This is a genomic window from Vibrio stylophorae (genome assembly GCF_921293875.1).
Classification (GTDB): Bacteria; Pseudomonadota; Gammaproteobacteria; order Enterobacterales; family Vibrionaceae; genus Vibrio_A; species Vibrio_A stylophorae.
In genome coordinates this window covers 743375-759398 of sequence record NZ_CAKLDI010000001.1, presented here as the reverse complement: position 1 = coordinate 759398, position 16024 = coordinate 743375, and the positions used below count along the sequence as shown (strand labels likewise).

18 protein-coding genes are annotated in these 16024 nt (G+C 47.4%); all 18 read right to left on the bottom strand.

Annotated elements, in window-relative coordinates:
• Nucleotides 1-37 precede the first annotated feature (37 nt).
• Complete coding sequence (locus L9P36_RS03500; protein ID WP_237464968.1) at nucleotides 38-268, bottom strand: YfgJ family double zinc ribbon protein; 231 nt, start codon at nucleotides 266-268, stop codon at nucleotides 38-40.
• A gap of 273 nt (nucleotides 269-541) precedes the next feature.
• Nucleotides 542-1438: an alanyl-tRNA editing protein gene (locus L9P36_RS03495; protein WP_237464966.1), complete on the bottom strand. Its 897-nt coding sequence runs from the start codon at nucleotides 1436-1438 to the stop codon at nucleotides 542-544.
• Between the two features lie 45 nt (nucleotides 1439-1483).
• Entirely contained in the window at nucleotides 1484-2974 is a 1491-nt protein-coding gene (der, locus tag L9P36_RS03490) for a ribosome biogenesis GTPase Der (protein ID WP_237464965.1), read from the bottom strand.
• Nucleotides 2975-3072: 98 nt separating this feature from the next.
• A complete protein-coding gene (bamB, locus tag L9P36_RS03485; protein ID WP_237464962.1) occupies nucleotides 3073-4230 on the bottom strand; it encodes an outer membrane protein assembly factor BamB in 1158 nt (385 codons plus the stop codon).
• 8 nt (nucleotides 4231-4238) lie between these two features.
• A complete protein-coding gene (locus tag L9P36_RS03480; protein WP_237464960.1) occupies nucleotides 4239-4835 on the bottom strand; it encodes a YfgM family protein in 597 nt (198 codons plus the stop codon).
• A 13-nt stretch (nucleotides 4836-4848) separates the two neighbouring features.
• Nucleotides 4849-6117, bottom strand: a complete 1269-nt coding sequence (gene hisS / locus L9P36_RS03475; RefSeq protein WP_237464958.1) for a histidine--tRNA ligase — start codon at nucleotides 6115-6117, stop codon at nucleotides 4849-4851.
• A 47-nt stretch (nucleotides 6118-6164) separates the two neighbouring features.
• The gene (gene ispG / locus L9P36_RS03470) at nucleotides 6165-7283 is read right to left on the bottom strand and encodes a flavodoxin-dependent (E)-4-hydroxy-3-methylbut-2-enyl-diphosphate synthase (RefSeq protein WP_237464957.1); all 1119 of its coding nucleotides are present in this window, start codon (nucleotides 7281-7283) and stop codon (nucleotides 6165-6167) included.
• 11 nt (nucleotides 7284-7294) lie between these two features.
• Complete coding sequence (locus tag L9P36_RS03465; RefSeq protein ID WP_237464954.1) at nucleotides 7295-8242, bottom strand: RodZ domain-containing protein; 948 nt, start codon at nucleotides 8240-8242, stop codon at nucleotides 7295-7297.
• On the bottom strand, nucleotides 8229-8993 hold the full coding sequence (pilW, locus tag L9P36_RS03460; RefSeq protein ID WP_237464953.1) for a type IV pilus biogenesis/stability protein PilW: 765 nt from the start codon (nucleotides 8991-8993) through the stop codon (nucleotides 8229-8231). Before pilW ends, L9P36_RS03465 begins: the two co-directional genes overlap by 14 nt.
• 30 nt (nucleotides 8994-9023) lie before the next feature.
• Nucleotides 9024-10145 (bottom strand): dual-specificity RNA methyltransferase RlmN, encoded by a 1122-nt coding sequence (gene rlmN / locus L9P36_RS03455; protein ID WP_237464951.1) that lies wholly within the window; start codon nucleotides 10143-10145, stop codon nucleotides 9024-9026.
• Between the two features lie 212 nt (nucleotides 10146-10357).
• Entirely contained in the window at nucleotides 10358-10786 is a 429-nt protein-coding gene (gene ndk, locus L9P36_RS03450; RefSeq protein ID WP_237464949.1) for a nucleoside-diphosphate kinase, read from the bottom strand.
• 75 nt (nucleotides 10787-10861) lie between these two features.
• Nucleotides 10862-12151, bottom strand: coding sequence for an aminopeptidase PepB (pepB, locus tag L9P36_RS03445; protein WP_237464947.1), 1290 nt, complete (start codon nucleotides 12149-12151; stop codon nucleotides 10862-10864).
• A gap of 118 nt (nucleotides 12152-12269) precedes the next feature.
• The gene (iscX, locus tag L9P36_RS03440) at nucleotides 12270-12470 is read right to left on the bottom strand and encodes a Fe-S cluster assembly protein IscX (protein ID WP_237464945.1); all 201 of its coding nucleotides are present in this window, start codon (nucleotides 12468-12470) and stop codon (nucleotides 12270-12272) included.
• 22 nt (nucleotides 12471-12492) lie between these two features.
• A complete protein-coding gene (gene fdx / locus L9P36_RS03435) occupies nucleotides 12493-12831 on the bottom strand; it encodes an ISC system 2Fe-2S type ferredoxin (RefSeq protein ID WP_237464943.1) in 339 nt (112 codons plus the stop codon).
• Nucleotides 12832-12833: 2 nt separating this feature from the next.
• A complete protein-coding gene (gene hscA, locus L9P36_RS03430; protein WP_237464941.1) occupies nucleotides 12834-14684 on the bottom strand; it encodes a Fe-S protein assembly chaperone HscA in 1851 nt (616 codons plus the stop codon).
• A 51-nt stretch (nucleotides 14685-14735) separates the two neighbouring features.
• Nucleotides 14736-15248, bottom strand: coding sequence for a co-chaperone HscB (gene hscB / locus L9P36_RS03425; RefSeq protein WP_237464940.1), 513 nt, complete (start codon nucleotides 15246-15248; stop codon nucleotides 14736-14738).
• Nucleotides 15249-15266: 18 nt separating this feature from the next.
• A complete protein-coding gene (iscA, locus tag L9P36_RS03420) occupies nucleotides 15267-15590 on the bottom strand; it encodes an iron-sulfur cluster assembly protein IscA (protein WP_237464938.1) in 324 nt (107 codons plus the stop codon).
• Nucleotides 15591-15613: 23 nt separating this feature from the next.
• Nucleotides 15614-15997 (bottom strand): Fe-S cluster assembly scaffold IscU, encoded by a 384-nt coding sequence (gene iscU, locus L9P36_RS03415; protein ID WP_237464936.1) that lies wholly within the window; start codon nucleotides 15995-15997, stop codon nucleotides 15614-15616.
• Nucleotides 15998-16024 lie beyond the last annotated feature (27 nt).

The window sequence follows — 16024 nt, the reverse complement described above, 5'->3', positions numbered from 1 at the left end:
CGTTTTTCTTTTGAATCTTGCCGTAATCTTTCACACTTTAATCTTTCACGGTAAAAGTTTCTTCTATCACGCGCTTTGATTTAAGTTCATTGCATTGATTACAAAAGTAGTTGGCTGCACCACATGCATTAAGCCGCTCCAGCTCTGCGCCACAGACATTGCAATGGCAATGACGAATAAAGGTCAGCTGACAAAAATCACAATAGTATTCCGACGCCGTTTCTCGACGCAGTTGACTCTCACACTGTGGACAGGTTTCCACCTTCATAAAGCCTCCTTGATTCAGACCTGCGCGTCTACTCTAACAAATTTTGCACCGCGCTGCCTGTTGCCATAATCACAATCTTCGATCCAGATTTTTATCGATCCTTAGCTTTCATCACTTGATCAGCGATCTGCCTAGATCAGAATATAAATAAACACATATCCCGAAAGCATAAGTTACATATTCTGTATATGGATTTATATCCATATATAATATCGCGATAGAAATAAAATAACGCCAGATCTGAAATTTTGTAAAACGATCATCAGTCAGAAATTAATCAGCAAGATCATGTGTGAAGATCCGTGCAACTTGCACCTCAGTGATCACTTTCCAGTGATCTAGATCACATTCAATTATCCTTATTTGGATCGTTGAAAAGTCGCTTAAATTTCGTGCATGCGTGCCACCACAAGGCATGGCGGCCAATTGCTGATTCAATTCACATTGCCAGTAGCGCGAATCCGTCAGTCGCGGTCCTTCACAATGAAGATGAATCGCAGTGGGTTCACTGAGCCATTGAGCAAGCTGCAAATTCACCTGCTGCTCAATCTGCGGCAACTCGGCTGTGGCTTCATGGGTATTAAAACCACGCTTACGCAAAGTTTTACCTAGTCGATAGTTCACTTCACTACTGAGTGGACGAATTTGGCTATCCAGCTGTGCGTAACGATGAAAATCGGGGGAGCCCAGTGGATCATATCGCCCTGGGTCTTTTCGCCAGTGCGATTGTGCTAATACTAAGTTCAGTGCCATGGAAACTAAATGCTCGGCGCTATGCGCTAAGCTCAAGGATTGCTGGTAATGGCGATCAACTTTCAGTGTGACCATTTGTCCCATCATGCAAGGTGCTTCTTTGCCTATCAGATGAGCAACCACAAATTGCCAGCCAGGCTCATCACGTTTGACTGGAATATCTTGCGCTAAATAAAGTCGCTGCTCACTTTCAGACCATGCACCGATGATGCAATTATTCACAGGCCAAATCTCGCTGCCGCAGATAATCTCGCCGCGATCAGCAGGATGATCAGGCCAAATATGGCTCACTGGGTGAAATGGTGTTTGCTGACAGACAATCACCCGTGCATCTTGATGGCACTGACTGTAGATCACCTGACTTTTAGCTTGGTCTATTCCCAGAGGGAATAGCACCTCGGTGGCGCGCACGGACATGCTTGTTTCCTTACATCAAAAAAAAGCCCCGTACGGGGCTTTCTACTATTTTTTACGATGTTTCATCATCTTCATCAAACGAGAGCGATGGCGCTCTTGCGACAAAGTGAGTTTATTGGTTTTGTTTTCAAATGGGTTGTCGCTGCTTTGGAATTGCACGCGAATCGGTGTCCCCATCATCTCCAAACTCTTACGGTAGTAGTTCATCAAGTAACGTTTATAAGAGTCTGGCAATTCATTCACCATGTTACCGTGGATCACCACGATTGGTGGGTTATAACCACCCGCATGCGCGTATTTTAGCTTCACACGACGACCACGTACGAGTGGTGGTTGGTGATCTTCTTGCGCCATTTGCATAATACGAGTCAGCATAGAGGTACCAATACGCTTAGTCGCTGATTGATATGCTTCTTCAACAGATTCAAACAAGTGACCCACACCCGTACCGTGTAGTGCAGAGATAAAGTGAATACGCGCAAAATCGATAAAGCCAAGACGGCGATCGAGCTCAGATTTCACGCGATCTTTGACATCCATGGACAAACCGTCCCACTTGTTCACCGCAAGCACAATGGAGCGACCAGCATTCAATGCAAAGCCGATCAAGCTTAAATCTTGATCTGAGATATTCTCACGCGCATCAATCACCACCAAAACAACGTTGGCATCTTCAATCGCTTTCAAAGTTTTGATGACCGAGAATTTCTCAACGGTTTCATTAACGCGGCGACGACGACGCACACCTGCAGTATCAATCAAGACATATTCACGCTCATTGCGCTTCATCGGAATATAGATTGAGTCACGGGTGGTCCCCGGCATATCGTAAACCACCACACGCTCTTCACCGAGAATACGGTTAGTCAGCGTTGATTTACCAACGTTTGGACGACCAATGATCGCCAATTTAATCGGCTGGTTTTGCAGCGCAAGATAACGCGCTTCCGCTTGCTCTTCTGTTAGATCTTCGATGTTTTCATCGTCTTGATCTGCAAAATCAGTGAGATCAGTCAGCTCATCGGCATCTTCTTCAGCCATAGCCTGCGCAAGAGGTGATAGCGCGCGATCAATCAATGCACCAACACCACGGCCATGAGCCGCTGCGATTTGGTACATGTTGTCCATGCCTAGCTGCCAAAACTCAGAGCTTGCAGCATCAGGATCAACGCCATCCACTTTGTTGACCACTAAGAAAGTGTTTTTTTCTCGGGTGCGCAAGTGCTGCGCAATGGCTTCATCTGAAACCGTTAGGCCTGCGCGGCCATCCACCATAAATAGCACCACATCAGCTTCTTCAATCGCCGCTAATGATTGTTCTGCCATTTTGGTTTCCACACCTTCTTCGGTGCCATCGATACCGCCGGTATCGATCACGATAAATTCGTGCTCGCCTAATTTGGCTTTGCCATATTTACGATCCCGAGTGAGCCCTGGGAAATCAGCAACAAGCGCGTCTCGGGTACGCGTCAAACGATTAAACAGGGTTGATTTACCTACATTGGGTCGGCCAACAAGGGCTACAACAGGAATCATACCAGCCTCTAAATTTATTCTTTTCTATGAATTCTGAAATAATAACGGCCCCTGCTCAGCAACTGAGCAGGAGCCGGACATGCTTTTTACAGCTTGTATTACGGCACTGCAATCATTTTAACACGACCACTGCGAGTTTGGATCACCAACCCTTGGTTGAGTTCCACTGGGGCCGAGTACAAACCACTGCCATCTACCTTCATTTTTGCGAGGAACTGACCGGTTTGATTATCCAGCCAGTACAGATAACCTTCGTTATCGCCCACAATCACCAAACTGCCCTGCACCAAAGGTGGTGTTAACTGGCGGTTTTCAAGTAAATCATTGCGCCATAGCTCATGACCGTTACGCGCATCGACGCCAATCACATGATCATCGGCATTAACAAAGTAGATACCATTACCACTGACCGCAAAGTCTTTGGCTGATGAATAATCACGGCGCCATAGTACTTTGCCGCTGCGCAGTTCAAGTGCGACCAATGAGCCATTGTAGCCCAGCGCAAAAATGCGATCGCCAGCGATGATCGGTGTTGCATCAACGTCTACTAGACGCTCAATTTCACTAGCACCTTTGGCAAAACCAACGGTTTGTTGCCAAATTGGACCACCATGAGCCATAAAGGCACCATTCACGCGACCATTAGCGCTACCCCAAAAAATAGCACCGCTTGAGCCAGCAAAAGAGCTATCACCACGCAGCGTCAGGTTAGGAACATCGGTACTGGTTTGCCAGCGCACAGCACCGGTTTCTGCATCAAAAGCTTGTACCACGCCGCGAGTGGTTTGAATCACCACTAAGCCTTCGTCGACAAAAGGTGCAGCCAGCACTTCACCGTCCACTTTTTGTTGCCACTGCTCGCTGCCATCTTCTGCGTTGAGCGCAAACAGTAAACCATCTTCGCTGCCGACAAATACCGACTCATAGCTCACGGTAGGACCCGCTGATAATGCGCTGTCACCATGATTTACAGTCACCTGCCAAACACGATCACCGCTCTCCTCATCAAAAGCAGAAACGGTGCCATCACGGTCCGCAGTATAAACACGATCATAAGCAACCGCAGGTTTCAGGTAAGAGTAAAATGACTCAACACCATCCCCTGTACTGGCCTGCCAAACCGTCTCTGGTTCAAGGCGATTATCAAATTCAGGTACAGGTGCCACCACAATGGCATCCTCACTCCCTGAACATCCCCAAAGCAGGGATGTTAAACAGGTCAATGCAATCAGTTTACTGAGCTTATGTCGCATCATTCCTTCGCCTATTGCGCAAGTTCGTCCAATTTCACTTGAAGTAGCGGCAAGTTTTCAACTTGTTGTGCACTCAGGTAAGCTTCACGTGCTTCAGTCATTTTGTTTTGTTTGACTAGCACATCACCTTTCAGCATCAATACTTTTGCCTGCCAGCTTGGCTCTTTAATTTGATCAAGCAAGGCAAGTGCTGGGTCATATTGGCCTTGGGCAATCATCACGCGAGCAAGACGAACTTGCGCCAAAGATTTCAAAGAGGCGTCGCTGCTATGATCCACAACCCATTGGAGTTGCGTTGCGGCCGCTGCTAGATCACCCTTATCTACCGCTGCTTTAGCAAGATTCATCGCAGCAAGTGAGGCATAAGCCGCATCACTATGGCTATCGATAAAGGCTTGTGTTGCGGTTGCCTGATCAGCACTTTGCTCAAGCTGAGCGTAAGCTTGTGAAGTGGCATATTGGCCTTCAAGCACGCTGGCTTGATAGTGACGCCAACCAAATAAACCACCCAAACCAATAACGGCACCAAGAATGATCGCTTTGCCATTCTCTTTCCACCAGGCTTTTAACGCCTCAACCTGTTGTTCTTCTGTGCTGTAGACTTCCACGTTTTGTCCTCTTTTAAATCAATTTGGCAAGCTGCGCTGCAACCTCAGACTGAGCTAGGGTTGTTTGCTCTCCACCGACAAGATCTTTGAGCGTCACCACACCGTCAAGCACTTCTTGCTCACCCAGTACCAATGCCGCTACCGCGCCGACTTTATCAGCACGTTTAAATTGTTTCTTAAAGTTACCGCCACCACAGTGGGTCATAATGCGCGCTTGTGGCAGTTCGCTGCGTAGCTGCTCAGCTAGTTTAAAGCCCGCCATTTGCGTGCCTTCACCCGCAGTAACCACGTATACATCAACGCTGCGACGAGGTTTCAAAAGCTCAAGGGTTTGCAGCATCAACACAAGACGTTCCATACCCATGGCAAAACCAACCGCTGGGGTTGCTTTGCCACCAAGCTGTTCAACCAAACCATCGTAGCGACCACCAGCACACACAGTACCTTGTGAGCCAAGGCTCTCGGTCACCCACTCAAATACGGTTCGATTATAATAATCTAGGCCACGAACCAAACGTGGGTTGATGCGATATGCGATCCCAGCCGCATCCAAAAGCGCACAAAGACCTTCAAAGTGTGCTTTTGATTCATCATCAAGATAATCCATCAATTGCGGCGCATCACCCAAGATAGCTTGTACATCTGGGTTTTTACTATCTAATACGCGCAATGGGTTGGTATGCATACGGCGCTTACAATCTTCATCAAGCACATCAAGATGTTGCTCAAGGAAAGACACCAAAACTTTACGATAGTTCGCGCGCGCTTCAAGCGAGCCGATAGAGTTCAGTTCTAGAGTCACATGCTCGCTGATGCCAAATTCACGCCATAGACGTGCAGTCAGCATGATCACTTCCGCATCGATATCTGGACCATCGATACCAAATACTTCCAGACCAAACTGGTGGAATTGACGGTAACGACCTTTCTGTGGACGTTCGTGACGGAACATTGGCCCCATATACCACAAACGCTGCTCTTGGTTGTATAGAAGACCCGCTTCGATACCAGCACGCACACAAGCTGCGGTACCCTCAGGACGCAAACTTAAGCTGTCACCATTGCGGTCATCAAAGGTATACATCTCTTTTTCAACCACGTCGGTCACTTCACCGATAGCGCGTTTGAAAAGCGGTGTCATTTCAACGATTGGCGTACGAATTTCGTTATAGCCATATGCGGCAACCACATGGCGAATGGTATTTTCAACTTGTTGCCAAAGTGGAGTTTCGGTCGGTAGACAGTCGTTCATACCGCGGATTGCTTGGATTGTTTTTGCCACAATTTATCTCGTCAATTATTCATTTCTAGTCGCGCATCATAGCACGATTAATCAATAGTTTTGCTGTCGATACGGTTGCTTTCATCGAGCATCGCCGCTTTTGCTCGAATCTTTGCTTCGAGCTGATCGATCAGTTGTTCGTTATCAAATCGCTCGCGCTGTCTTACCCCATCAAGGTAATAGGCACTCTTGCGATTACTGCCCGCAACACCAAGATGCGAGACTTCGGCTTCGCCCGGTCCATTAACCACACAGCCAATCACAGAAACATCCATGGCGGTAGTGATATCTTCTAGACGCTGTTCAAGTGCGTTGACGGTGCCGATCACATCAAATTCTTGGCGTGAACAGGTTGGACAGGCGATAAAGTTAATGCCGCGAGAACGAATGCGAAGTGATTTGAGAATGTCAAAGCCAACTTTGACCTCTTCAATGGGATCTGCTGCCAGCGACACACGCAATGTATCGCCGATGCCATCGCGAAGCAACATACCAAGGCCTACGGCTGATTTCACCGCACCAGCACGTGCACCGCCCGCTTCTGTGATCCCAAGATGTAGTGGCTGATCAATTTGACTCGCCAATAAACGATATGAATCCACCGCAAGAAATACATCCGATGCTTTGACGCTCACCTTGAATTGATCAAAATTCAAGCGATCCAAAATATCCACATGACGCATTGCTGATTCAACCAGCGCAGCTGGCGTTGGCTCTTTATATTTCTCTTGAATATCTTTTTCAAGAGAGCCGCCATTAACCCCAATACGAATGGGAATATTCAAATCACGCGCACAATCAACAACAGAACGAACGCGCTCTTCACGACCGATATTACCTGGGTTAATGCGCAAACAATCGACACCGTATTCAGCCACTTTCAGCGCGATACGATAGTCAAAGTGAATATCAGCCACCAAAGGTACATTCACTTGCTGCTTAATCAATTTGAAGGCTTCTGCGGCATCCATGGTCGGGACAGAAACGCGAACAATATCTGCGCCCACTTTTTCCAACGCGCGAATTTGCGCCACAGTTGCTTCAACATCTGTGGTGCGTGTATTGGTCATGGATTGAACCGCGATGGGTGCGCCATCGCCGATTGGAACATTGCCGACATAAATTCGCGTCGACTTGCGACGCGAAATTGGAGACGGATTGTGCATTTTGCTTACTCTTACTCTTGGGGTAGCGTCAACTTCGCCAATTTGCCACTAGCATAACGGCTTAAATCAACTTTTTCACCCTTATAAGTAAGAACAGCTTGTTTCGGTGCACCTAGCTTAATACGAAATGGTGCTTTGCCTTCCAATGTAAACTGCTGGTTTTTGCCATAAACACCGTTAAGAAGCACACGGTTATCGGCATCTTTAATTTGCACCCAGCAATCGCCAACAAAAGCGATATCCATTTTGTTGCCGTCAATCACGACTGGCGCTGGCTCAGGAACTTCAGGCAGTTGCGGTGCAATGGCTTGCGGCGCAACTAATTCAGCAGCAATGGTTTTCTCATCTGCAGCAGAAGTATCCGTCGATGCTGGCTCAGCTTGATCAATCTCTTCGCCTGTAACACGGCTTGCTTGAATAGGCGCCGTGGCTTTTTCAATTTCTTGCGCTTCTTCCGCGGCCAATTGAGGCTCTTCGACAACCACAGCCGTTTGCTGGTCAATAAGAGCTGCATCCGTGGTTAAACTTTTTTGCTGCCACCAAAAGACAACGGAAAGCGCTGCAACAACAATCAATACCAACCATGTCAGCTTCATCACACGATTATCGCTGGCTTCTTTTTGCGTGCGCTGAGAAAAGCTATGCATGGCCTGCGCATCCACAGCGCGCTGACCCATCGCATCCAGCTGCGCTAGAACTACAGCGGCTTCTACACCAACAAATTTAGCGTAAGAGCGCACATAACCACGGGTAAAGGTCGCACTGAGCGCATCATCAAATTCATTGTCTTCAATAGATTTAATAACGCTGAGTTTTAAACGCAGACGGCTTGCTACATGCTGCTGAGAATAACCCAGCTGTTCACGAGCTTGGCGTAGCGTATCACCTGGGAGAGGCATTACTGCACGCTCAGCTTCCATATCTGCCACTCGGGTTTCTTTGTTCTCATCTGTACTCATGTGCTAGATACTTCTTAAATTGTTGCGATTCTGGGAAATGATCCATCAGCAGGTCACCGTAGTACTCAAGCTGCTCTGGATTATTATCAAGATACTCGATACGAATGAATAACCATAACACCTCTGGTGTCACCTTACTGCGACGGGCGAAACGATTTAGCACTTGGCGTGCATCTTCATAGCGTTTTTGTTCGATTAACATCTCTGCATAAGGAAATGCAGAAGTATCGCGTTTGGGATCATAATCAAGTGCACGTTGGTAATATTCCTCAGCAGCCTTTTGGTTGCCATCTAAGGCTGAACACATTGCTGCATTTTCAAAGCTACTTGCAACTTGGTAGTAATATGGCTGTTGCGTCGCGCGCAAAAAGAGATCCACTGAACGCTTATAATCTTTATTTTTGCAAAGGAATACACCGTAGTTATTTAGTACATCACCATTATCAGGATTATCACGTAATGCCTGATTGAACGTAATCTCCGCACGCTCATTGTCTTCAACTAATTGGTAATAATAAGCAAGGCTGAGTTGTGCGCGATAATAATCAGGGGCATAAGTCACAGCCATGCGAAGATGCTCATATGCACGCTGCATATTGCCCTTTTCGATATAGCCAAGACCAAGTTTGATACGATTTTCCGCAGCTGACATTTTGTCAAAACCGCCAGGCAGTTCATCAACACCCGTTGACTGACATGCCCCCAATAACAAACTTGATAAAAGCAGTAAAACCCGTCCCTGTCTTAGCACAATGCTTACCTTTCAACAGCCTAACAATCTCTAGACCCTAGAGATTACGATAGGTTCCCCCATTTTCTGCTTTCCTAGGGTTCGTTTTGTGCGGTCAATCACATCCCCCACCAATTGACCACAAGCAGCATCAATATCATCACCACGTGTTTTTCGTGTGGTGACTGTCATATCGTACTGCATCAAGGTCTTGCAAAAACGGTCAATCCGTGAATTGCTTGGCTTACCGTAAGGTGAACCTGGGTATGGGTTAAATGGGATTAAGTTGATTTTTGCTGGGGTATCTTTCAAAAGCGCTGCAAGTTGATGCGCATGTTGCATGTCATCGTTAACATGATCCAATAACACATATTCCACAGTCACTTTGCCGCGGTTTGCATTCGATTTCGCAATGTAATTGCGGACTGACGCCAAAAATGTCTCGATATTATACTTATCGTTAATCGGCATAATTTGGCTACGCAGCTCATCTGTTGGGGCGTGAAGCGAAATTGCGAGTGCCACATCAATTTTACCCGCCATTTGATCAAGACCCGGCACTACACCCGATGTTGAGACGGTAACGCGACGTTTCGATAAGCCAAAACCCAAGTCATCAAGCATAATTTCAAGTGCAGGAATCAGGTTTTTCAGGTTCAGCAGCGGCTCGCCCATGCCCATCATGACTACGTTGGTAATCGGGCGACGGCCAGTCTCTTTTTCAACACCAATCTCTTTGGCTGCACGCCACACTTGACCAATAATTTCAGAAACCGATAGATTTCGGTTAAAACCTTGCTGCGCGGTTGAGCAGAACTTGCATTCCAAAGCACAACCGACCTGAGAAGACACACACAATGTAGCGCGATCTTCATCGGGAATATAAACCGTTTCAACTTCCTGATTGCCAACACCCATGGCCCATTTAATGGTGCCATCACTTGAGAATTGTGCACGATTCACCACAGGCGCTTTAATCTCAGCCACCTGCTTTAGCTTTTCACGAAGCTGTTTGTTGATATTGGTCATTTGATCAAAATCATCACAGCCATAGTGATAGATCCAACGCATCACTTGTTCTGCGCGAAATGCCTTATCGTTTAACTCATTGGTGAAATACGCGCGAAGTCCCTCGCGGTTGAAATCCAACAAATTAACCTTTCCAACGCTCATTGCAACAGCCTCATTACTTCATCAGGAAGTCAGTATGTACTGACAAATTTGAATGCAGCCATTGCTGCAAGGGGCGAAATTTTACAAGCTTTGCTTGTGAGATGCCACTCTCAATCCAATTGTCGACAATTTGTTCATATTTCGACTCAGATTTAAGACAAACATAAAAAAAGAGCCTTTCGGCTCTTTTTACTTTACAACATCAACAAACGCTAAGCGTTAGGACAAATTTCATCATCAGTGAAAAAATAACTGATTTCACGCGCCGCAGATTCAGGACTATCAGAGCCGTGAACTGAGTTACGACGCATAGATTCAGCATAATCTGAGCGCAAAGTTCCCGGATTCGCATTGGCCGGATCCGTTGGACCCATCAGAGTACGATAGTTCTCAATGGCATTTTCACCTTCAAGCACTTGAACCATAATTGGACCTGAAGTCATATAGCCCACAAGATCATCAAAAAATGGTTTTTCACGATGCTCTGCATAAAAGCCACCGGCCTGCTCAGCGGTGAGATGAAGTCGCTTGGCTGCCACAATCGCAAGACCTGCCATTTCCATACGGTGATAAATTTCGCCAATCAGATGACGCGCCGTCGCATCCGGCTTAATAATTGAAAGGGTACGTTGTTTCGTCATGCGCTGATTCCTTTTGTGTTGTTATCGTTATAGCGCCGCGCAATTGCGGCGCGTGCAGCTTATCGCTGATTCCACTTACGCCTCTTCAGCAAGAATTCGAGCCAGTGTACGCACACCAACCCCTGTACCACCTGCTGCCCATTTGTCTGTGGCGCCCTTGCGATAAGTCGCGCTACAGTCAAAGTGTAACCAGCCTGTTTCATAGTTGTCTACGAAATGAGATAAAAACCCAGCAGCAGTACTTGCACCTGGGCTGTATTGGCCAGAACAAACATTGGCAAGATCGGCAAATGATGAGCTCAGCATCCCGCGATGAATTTCCGCCAGTGGCAATGGCCAAAGTGCCTCATGCTCTTCACGCGCAGCAGTAAGCGCGGTATGACTCAACTGATCATCAAAGCTGAGCAAAGCGTGATAATCATTACCAAGTGCCATTTTGGCCGCGCCCGTAAGTGTTGCACAATCAATAATACGACGTGGATGTTGGCTGCTAGCGTAGATCAAACCATCAGCAAGCACCAAACGCCCTTCCGCATCAGTGTTGAGCACTTCAACGGTTTTACCATTTTTGTACGTGATGATATCGCCAAGCTTATAGGCCTCACCTGAAACCATGTTTTCCGCGCAGCATAGAACCAATTTAATGCGCTTTTCGACACCGCGCATCATCGCCAAACCAAGCCCGGCAACCGCCATGGCAGCGCCGCCCATATCGGATTTCATCGCCTCCATAAAGCTAGAAGGCTTGAGGCTATAACCACCAGAGTCAAAAGTAATACCTTTGCCAACTAGCACGGTATCTACAGGCGCATCAGGATTACCCGTTGGGTTATAATCTAAACGCAACATCGCAGGTTTTCGTTTAGAGCCGCGACCCACGGTATAAATACCTTGCCAGCCATCATCAAGCAGATCTTTGCCCTTAATGATTTTGTATTGCACTTGATCGGGTTGAATCGACTTTAACCACTCAGCCGCGCGCGCAGAAAGCTGCTCAGGACCAATGGCTTCTGCTGGCTGGTTAATCATATCGCGCGCCCAATTAACCGCTTGAATATGAGCATCAAGGAGGGATGCTTGCGCATCATCAAGTGCTGGCCATTGAATATTCTGGCCGCCTTTTGGATCGCGAAATCCCTGATAAAACGCAAAACAGCGCTCAAAATCCCAACCCTCACCGGCAAGCTGAAGTTGTTTGATCCCTTGGCCTGCTAATTTACGTGCAGCCTGTTGAATCACCTCAAGCGTGTTCCCTTGGTCGATATGGATCAGCGCACCTTGACCATCAAAACTTAAGCGTACATTGTCACCCCACATTGGAGCGGCGGCTTGCAAACAAAGTCGAATATGCATCATTGCAGACATCCTTTTGTTCTCCTTGCCGTAATGGCATCTTATTATTTCTGCTATAAAAAACGGACCCGAAGGTCCGTATTTCGTTGCTATTCACTATAGCAATTGGCGAGGCGCTGTAAACTCCGAATTAGTCAACTTCGTCGAGCCAACACAAAATGATCGCTTCAAGAATTTTCTCATTGCTGCGATCAGGTGCATCGTCAAAATCTTCTAAATCACAAATCCATTGATGCAGATCTGTAAAGCGAACTTGCTTTGGATCGACATCTGGAAATTGGTCACAAAGTTCAATCGCGATATCGCGAGAATCCGTCCAGCGTAATGACATGCGCCCTCCTTTTATCTGTATATTAGTGGTTTTCAGACACCATATTCACAGTGTAGCGTGGGATCTCAACCACCAAATCTTCGTCTGCAACTTTGGCCTGGCAACCAAGACGTGACTCGGGCTCAAGACCCCATGCTTTGTCTAGCATGTCATCTTCAAGCTCATCACTCTCCTCAAGTGAGTCAAAACCTTCACGCACAATCACATGGCACGTGGTGCACGCGCATGATTTTTCACAGGCATGCTCAATTTCAATCCCATTGCGAAGCGCTACATCCAATACGGTTTCACCACTATTGGCTTCTAATACCGCGCCGTCAGGGCAAAGCTCTTGGTGGGGAAGAACAACAATCTTTGGCATGCTTATACCTCATCAATCGAATGGCCAGCGAGTGCGTGACGAATTGAATCGTCCATACGACGCGCTGCAAAATCTTGTGTTGCTTGATCAAGCGATTGGATCGCTTGCTCAATGCGACGCACATCATCGCCTTGGGCAGTTTGTTTTAACGTCTCAATCAGCTCAGAAATCGATTGAATCTCTTCGCTTGAAAGCAAACGCTCTCCATCGGCTTGCAAGGCGCTTTCAATCCCCTCAACCACGCGAGCGGCTTCAACACGCTGCTCAGCAAGCGCACGAGCTTGCATATCTTCGCTGGCGTGCGCCATGGAGGATTTCAGCATTTCAGCAATTTCATCGTCGGTTAAACCATAGGATGGTTTGACTTGAATCGCTGCTTGCACCTTGGTTTCTTTTTCCATAGCCGTCACAGACAACAACCCGTCAGCATCCACTTGGTAAGTAACGCGAATATGCGCGCCACCTGCCGCCATCGGTGGAATACCTTGCAGAGTAAAGTGCGCTAGCGAGCGGCAATCATCAACCATTTCACGCTCACCTTGCACCACATGCACACGCATTGCGGTTTGACCATCTTTGAAAGTGGTAAACTCTTGCGCGCGCGCAACAGGAATCGTGGTGTTGCGTGGAATGATTTTTTCCACCAAACCGCCCATGGTTTCAATCCCAAGCGACAATGGGATCACATCAAGCAGCAGCATCTCATGATCGGGCTTATTACCGACCAGAATATCTGCTTGTAGTGCCGCACCAATAGCAACCACTTGATCAGGGTCGATAGACGTCAGCGGCGGACGCGCAAAAAAGGCACCCACTGACTCACGTACTGCAGGCACGCGTGTTGAACCACCGACCATCACCACTTCTTGAACTTGCTCAAGCGAGATATCGGCATCTTTTAACGCTCGGCGACAAGCCAATAAAGTGCGCTGAATCAGCGGTTTTGCCAACTGATCAAACTGCGCTCGCGTGAGCTCACCCTGCCAGCCCAGTACATCAATGAGTGTACTTTGCGCATCAGTGAGTGCTTCTTTAGCCGCTTTCGCTGCACTTTTCAGCGCTTGCTGCTGCTGAGCCGTGGTTACCGTCAGCGCTGCTGAATCGACAATCCAATCGCGAATCAAAGCATCGAAATCATCGCCACCCAGTGCTGAGTCACCGCCGGTTGCAAGCACTTCAAAAACGCCGCGCTCAAGGCGCAACACTGAAATATCAAAGGTACCGCCGCCTAAGTCATAAACTGCAATCACACCTTCTTGGCCACTATCAAGACCGTAGGCTAAAGCAGCTGCCGTTGGCTCATTGAGCAAACGTAACACATTTAAACCAGCCAATGCTGCGGCGTCTTTGGTGCCTGCGCGCTGCGCATCATCAAAATAAGCGGGCACGGTAATGACCACACCGTCTAACTCACCGCCTAACGATTCGACAGCAAGCGCACTTAAATGACTCAAGATTTGGCTTGAAACCGCAATAGGATTGACCACACCTTGGCGGGTCATAATCAGCGGTAAACCATTATCGGAGGCTTGAAGCTGATTCGGTAAATTCGGATAGCGTGCGCTCACATCTGCAAAACTGCGGCCGAGCAATCGCTTCACGGAGCTAATGGTATTTTCAGGATCAACCGCGGCTTGCTGCTGCGCTTGCTCACCAACCAAAATTTGAGATTCGCCATAGTGCACCACGGATGGGCAAAGCGATTTTTGTTGATGATTCAGAAGAACGTCGGCTTGACCACTTCGAACAGTCGCGACAAGAGAATTCGTTGTGCCAAGGTCAATACCAACTGCGCGCTTCGTTTGATGCGGCGCAGCCGTTTGGCCTGGTTCGGAAATTTGTAGTAACGCCATGGGCATTCCTGCTCATTGGCCCAGACAACACTGGGCTACAATTAACGAAAATTAGAACAGCGCGTCTTCTTGCTGCTCAATTTGTTGTTCCAGTTTGGCAATAAATTGAAGTTTACGAACTGCGTCAGCAGCTTCATCCCACAGTGCATTCGCCAAAGTATCGCGAAGCTCATCACTAAGTGTGTGATTAATTTGTGCCACTTCTTGCTGAAGCGCCATCAACTCACTCATTGGATCGGCGGACTGGGGAATGGACTCAAGGGTTTCGCGAAGCTCCATCTGAGTCATCAAAAATGCCATATCTTGCATGGTTTTTTGTTCATTTTTGATATCCAATCCCTGCAGCTCAAGCAAGTAAATGGCGCGAGAAAGATTGGCACGCAATACGAAATAAGCATCATTGATGGTGGCCGCTTGGTCCACCGCCATACGCTTATCGCGCTCTGATGCAGTCGCAAAATTATCTGGATGAAATTTCTTTTGCAGCTGTCGATATGTGCGCGACAACTGCTCAGAATCCAAAACAAACTGGGTTGGTAAGCCAAATAGCTCAAAGTAGTTCATCGATGTCCCTCGATTCAATTAAACGTGAAAGCTTTCGCCGCAGCCACATTCACTTGAAACATTCGGGTTATTGAATTGAAAACCTTCATTCAGGCCTTCTTTGGCAAAGTCTAATTCTGTGCCATCAAGATAAACCAAGCTTTTGGCATCCACGATCACTTTCACGCCATGCATTTCAAAAACTTGGTCATCTTCATTTAGCTCATCAACAAACTCGAGTACATAGGCCATACCGGAGCAACCGGAGGTTTTCACGCCAAGACGAAGGCCAATGCCTTTGCCGCGGTTGGTTAGAAATGCTTGCACGCGTTGCGCTGCAACTTCAGTCATGGTGATGGCCATTGCTGTACTACCTTTTTGCTAAATTATGCTTGATGTTTCTTTTTATAATCACTAACGGCGGCTTTAATTGCATCTTCCGCCAAGATTGAGCAGTGCACTTTCACTGGTGGTAGTGCAAGCTCTTCAGCAATTGCTGAGTTTTTGATGCTTGCGGCTTCATCCAAAGATTTACCTTTCACCCACTCAGTCACCAAAGAGCTTGAGGCGATCGCCGAGCCACAACCATAGGTTTTGAATTTGGCGTCTTCGATGATGCCTTGGTCATTCACCTTGATTTGGAGCTTCATCACATCACCACAAGCTGGTGCACCCACCATACCGCTCCCCACATTTGGGTCATTCTTATCGAACGCGCCAACATTGCGTGGGTTTTCGTAGTGATCAATCACTTTATCACTGTAAGCCATAGTCTTTTCCTCACTTCAATTGACGAC

What these genes read in the sequence shown, in the direction of transcription:
- L9P36_RS03465 (WP_237464954.1), bottom strand. Translation starts at nt 8,242, where the DNA reads ATGAGTACAGATGAGAACAAAGAAACCCGAGTGGCAGATATGGAAGCT.
- iscU (WP_237464936.1), bottom strand. Translation starts at nt 15,997, where the DNA reads ATGGCTTACAGTGATAAAGTGATTGATCACTACGAAAACCCACGCAAT.
- iscA (WP_237464938.1), bottom strand. Translation starts at nt 15,590, where the DNA reads ATGGCCATCACCATGACTGAAGTTGCAGCGCAACGCGTGCAAGCATTT.
- fdx (WP_237464943.1), bottom strand. Translation starts at nt 12,831, where the DNA reads ATGCCAAAGATTGTTGTTCTTCCCCACCAAGAGCTTTGCCCTGACGGC.
- L9P36_RS03495 (WP_237464966.1), bottom strand. Translation starts at nt 1,438, where the DNA reads ATGTCCGTGCGCGCCACCGAGGTGCTATTCCCTCTGGGAATAGACCAA.
- iscX (WP_237464945.1), bottom strand. Translation starts at nt 12,470, where the DNA reads ATGTCATTACGCTGGACGGATTCTCGCGATATCGCGATTGAACTTTGT.
- hscB (WP_237464940.1), bottom strand. Translation starts at nt 15,248, where the DNA reads ATGAACTACTTTGAGCTATTTGGCTTACCAACCCAGTTTGTTTTGGAT.
- der (WP_237464965.1), bottom strand. Translation starts at nt 2,974, where the DNA reads ATGATTCCTGTTGTAGCCCTTGTTGGCCGACCCAATGTAGGTAAATCA.
- bamB (WP_237464962.1), bottom strand. Translation starts at nt 4,230, where the DNA reads ATGATGCGACATAAGCTCAGTAAACTGATTGCATTGACCTGTTTAACA.
- hscA (WP_237464941.1), bottom strand. Translation starts at nt 14,684, where the DNA reads ATGGCGTTACTACAAATTTCCGAACCAGGCCAAACGGCTGCGCCGCAT.
- L9P36_RS03500 (WP_237464968.1), bottom strand. Translation starts at nt 268, where the DNA reads ATGAAGGTGGAAACCTGTCCACAGTGTGAGAGTCAACTGCGTCGAGAA.
- ispG (WP_237464957.1), bottom strand. Translation starts at nt 7,283, where the DNA reads ATGCACAATCCGTCTCCAATTTCGCGTCGCAAGTCGACGCGAATTTAT.
- ndk (WP_237464949.1), bottom strand. Translation starts at nt 10,786, where the DNA reads ATGACGAAACAACGTACCCTTTCAATTATTAAGCCGGATGCGACGGCG.
- pepB (WP_237464947.1), bottom strand. Translation starts at nt 12,151, where the DNA reads ATGTCTGCAATGATGCATATTCGACTTTGTTTGCAAGCCGCCGCTCCA.
- rlmN (WP_237464951.1), bottom strand. Translation starts at nt 10,145, where the DNA reads ATGAGCGTTGGAAAGGTTAATTTGTTGGATTTCAACCGCGAGGGACTT.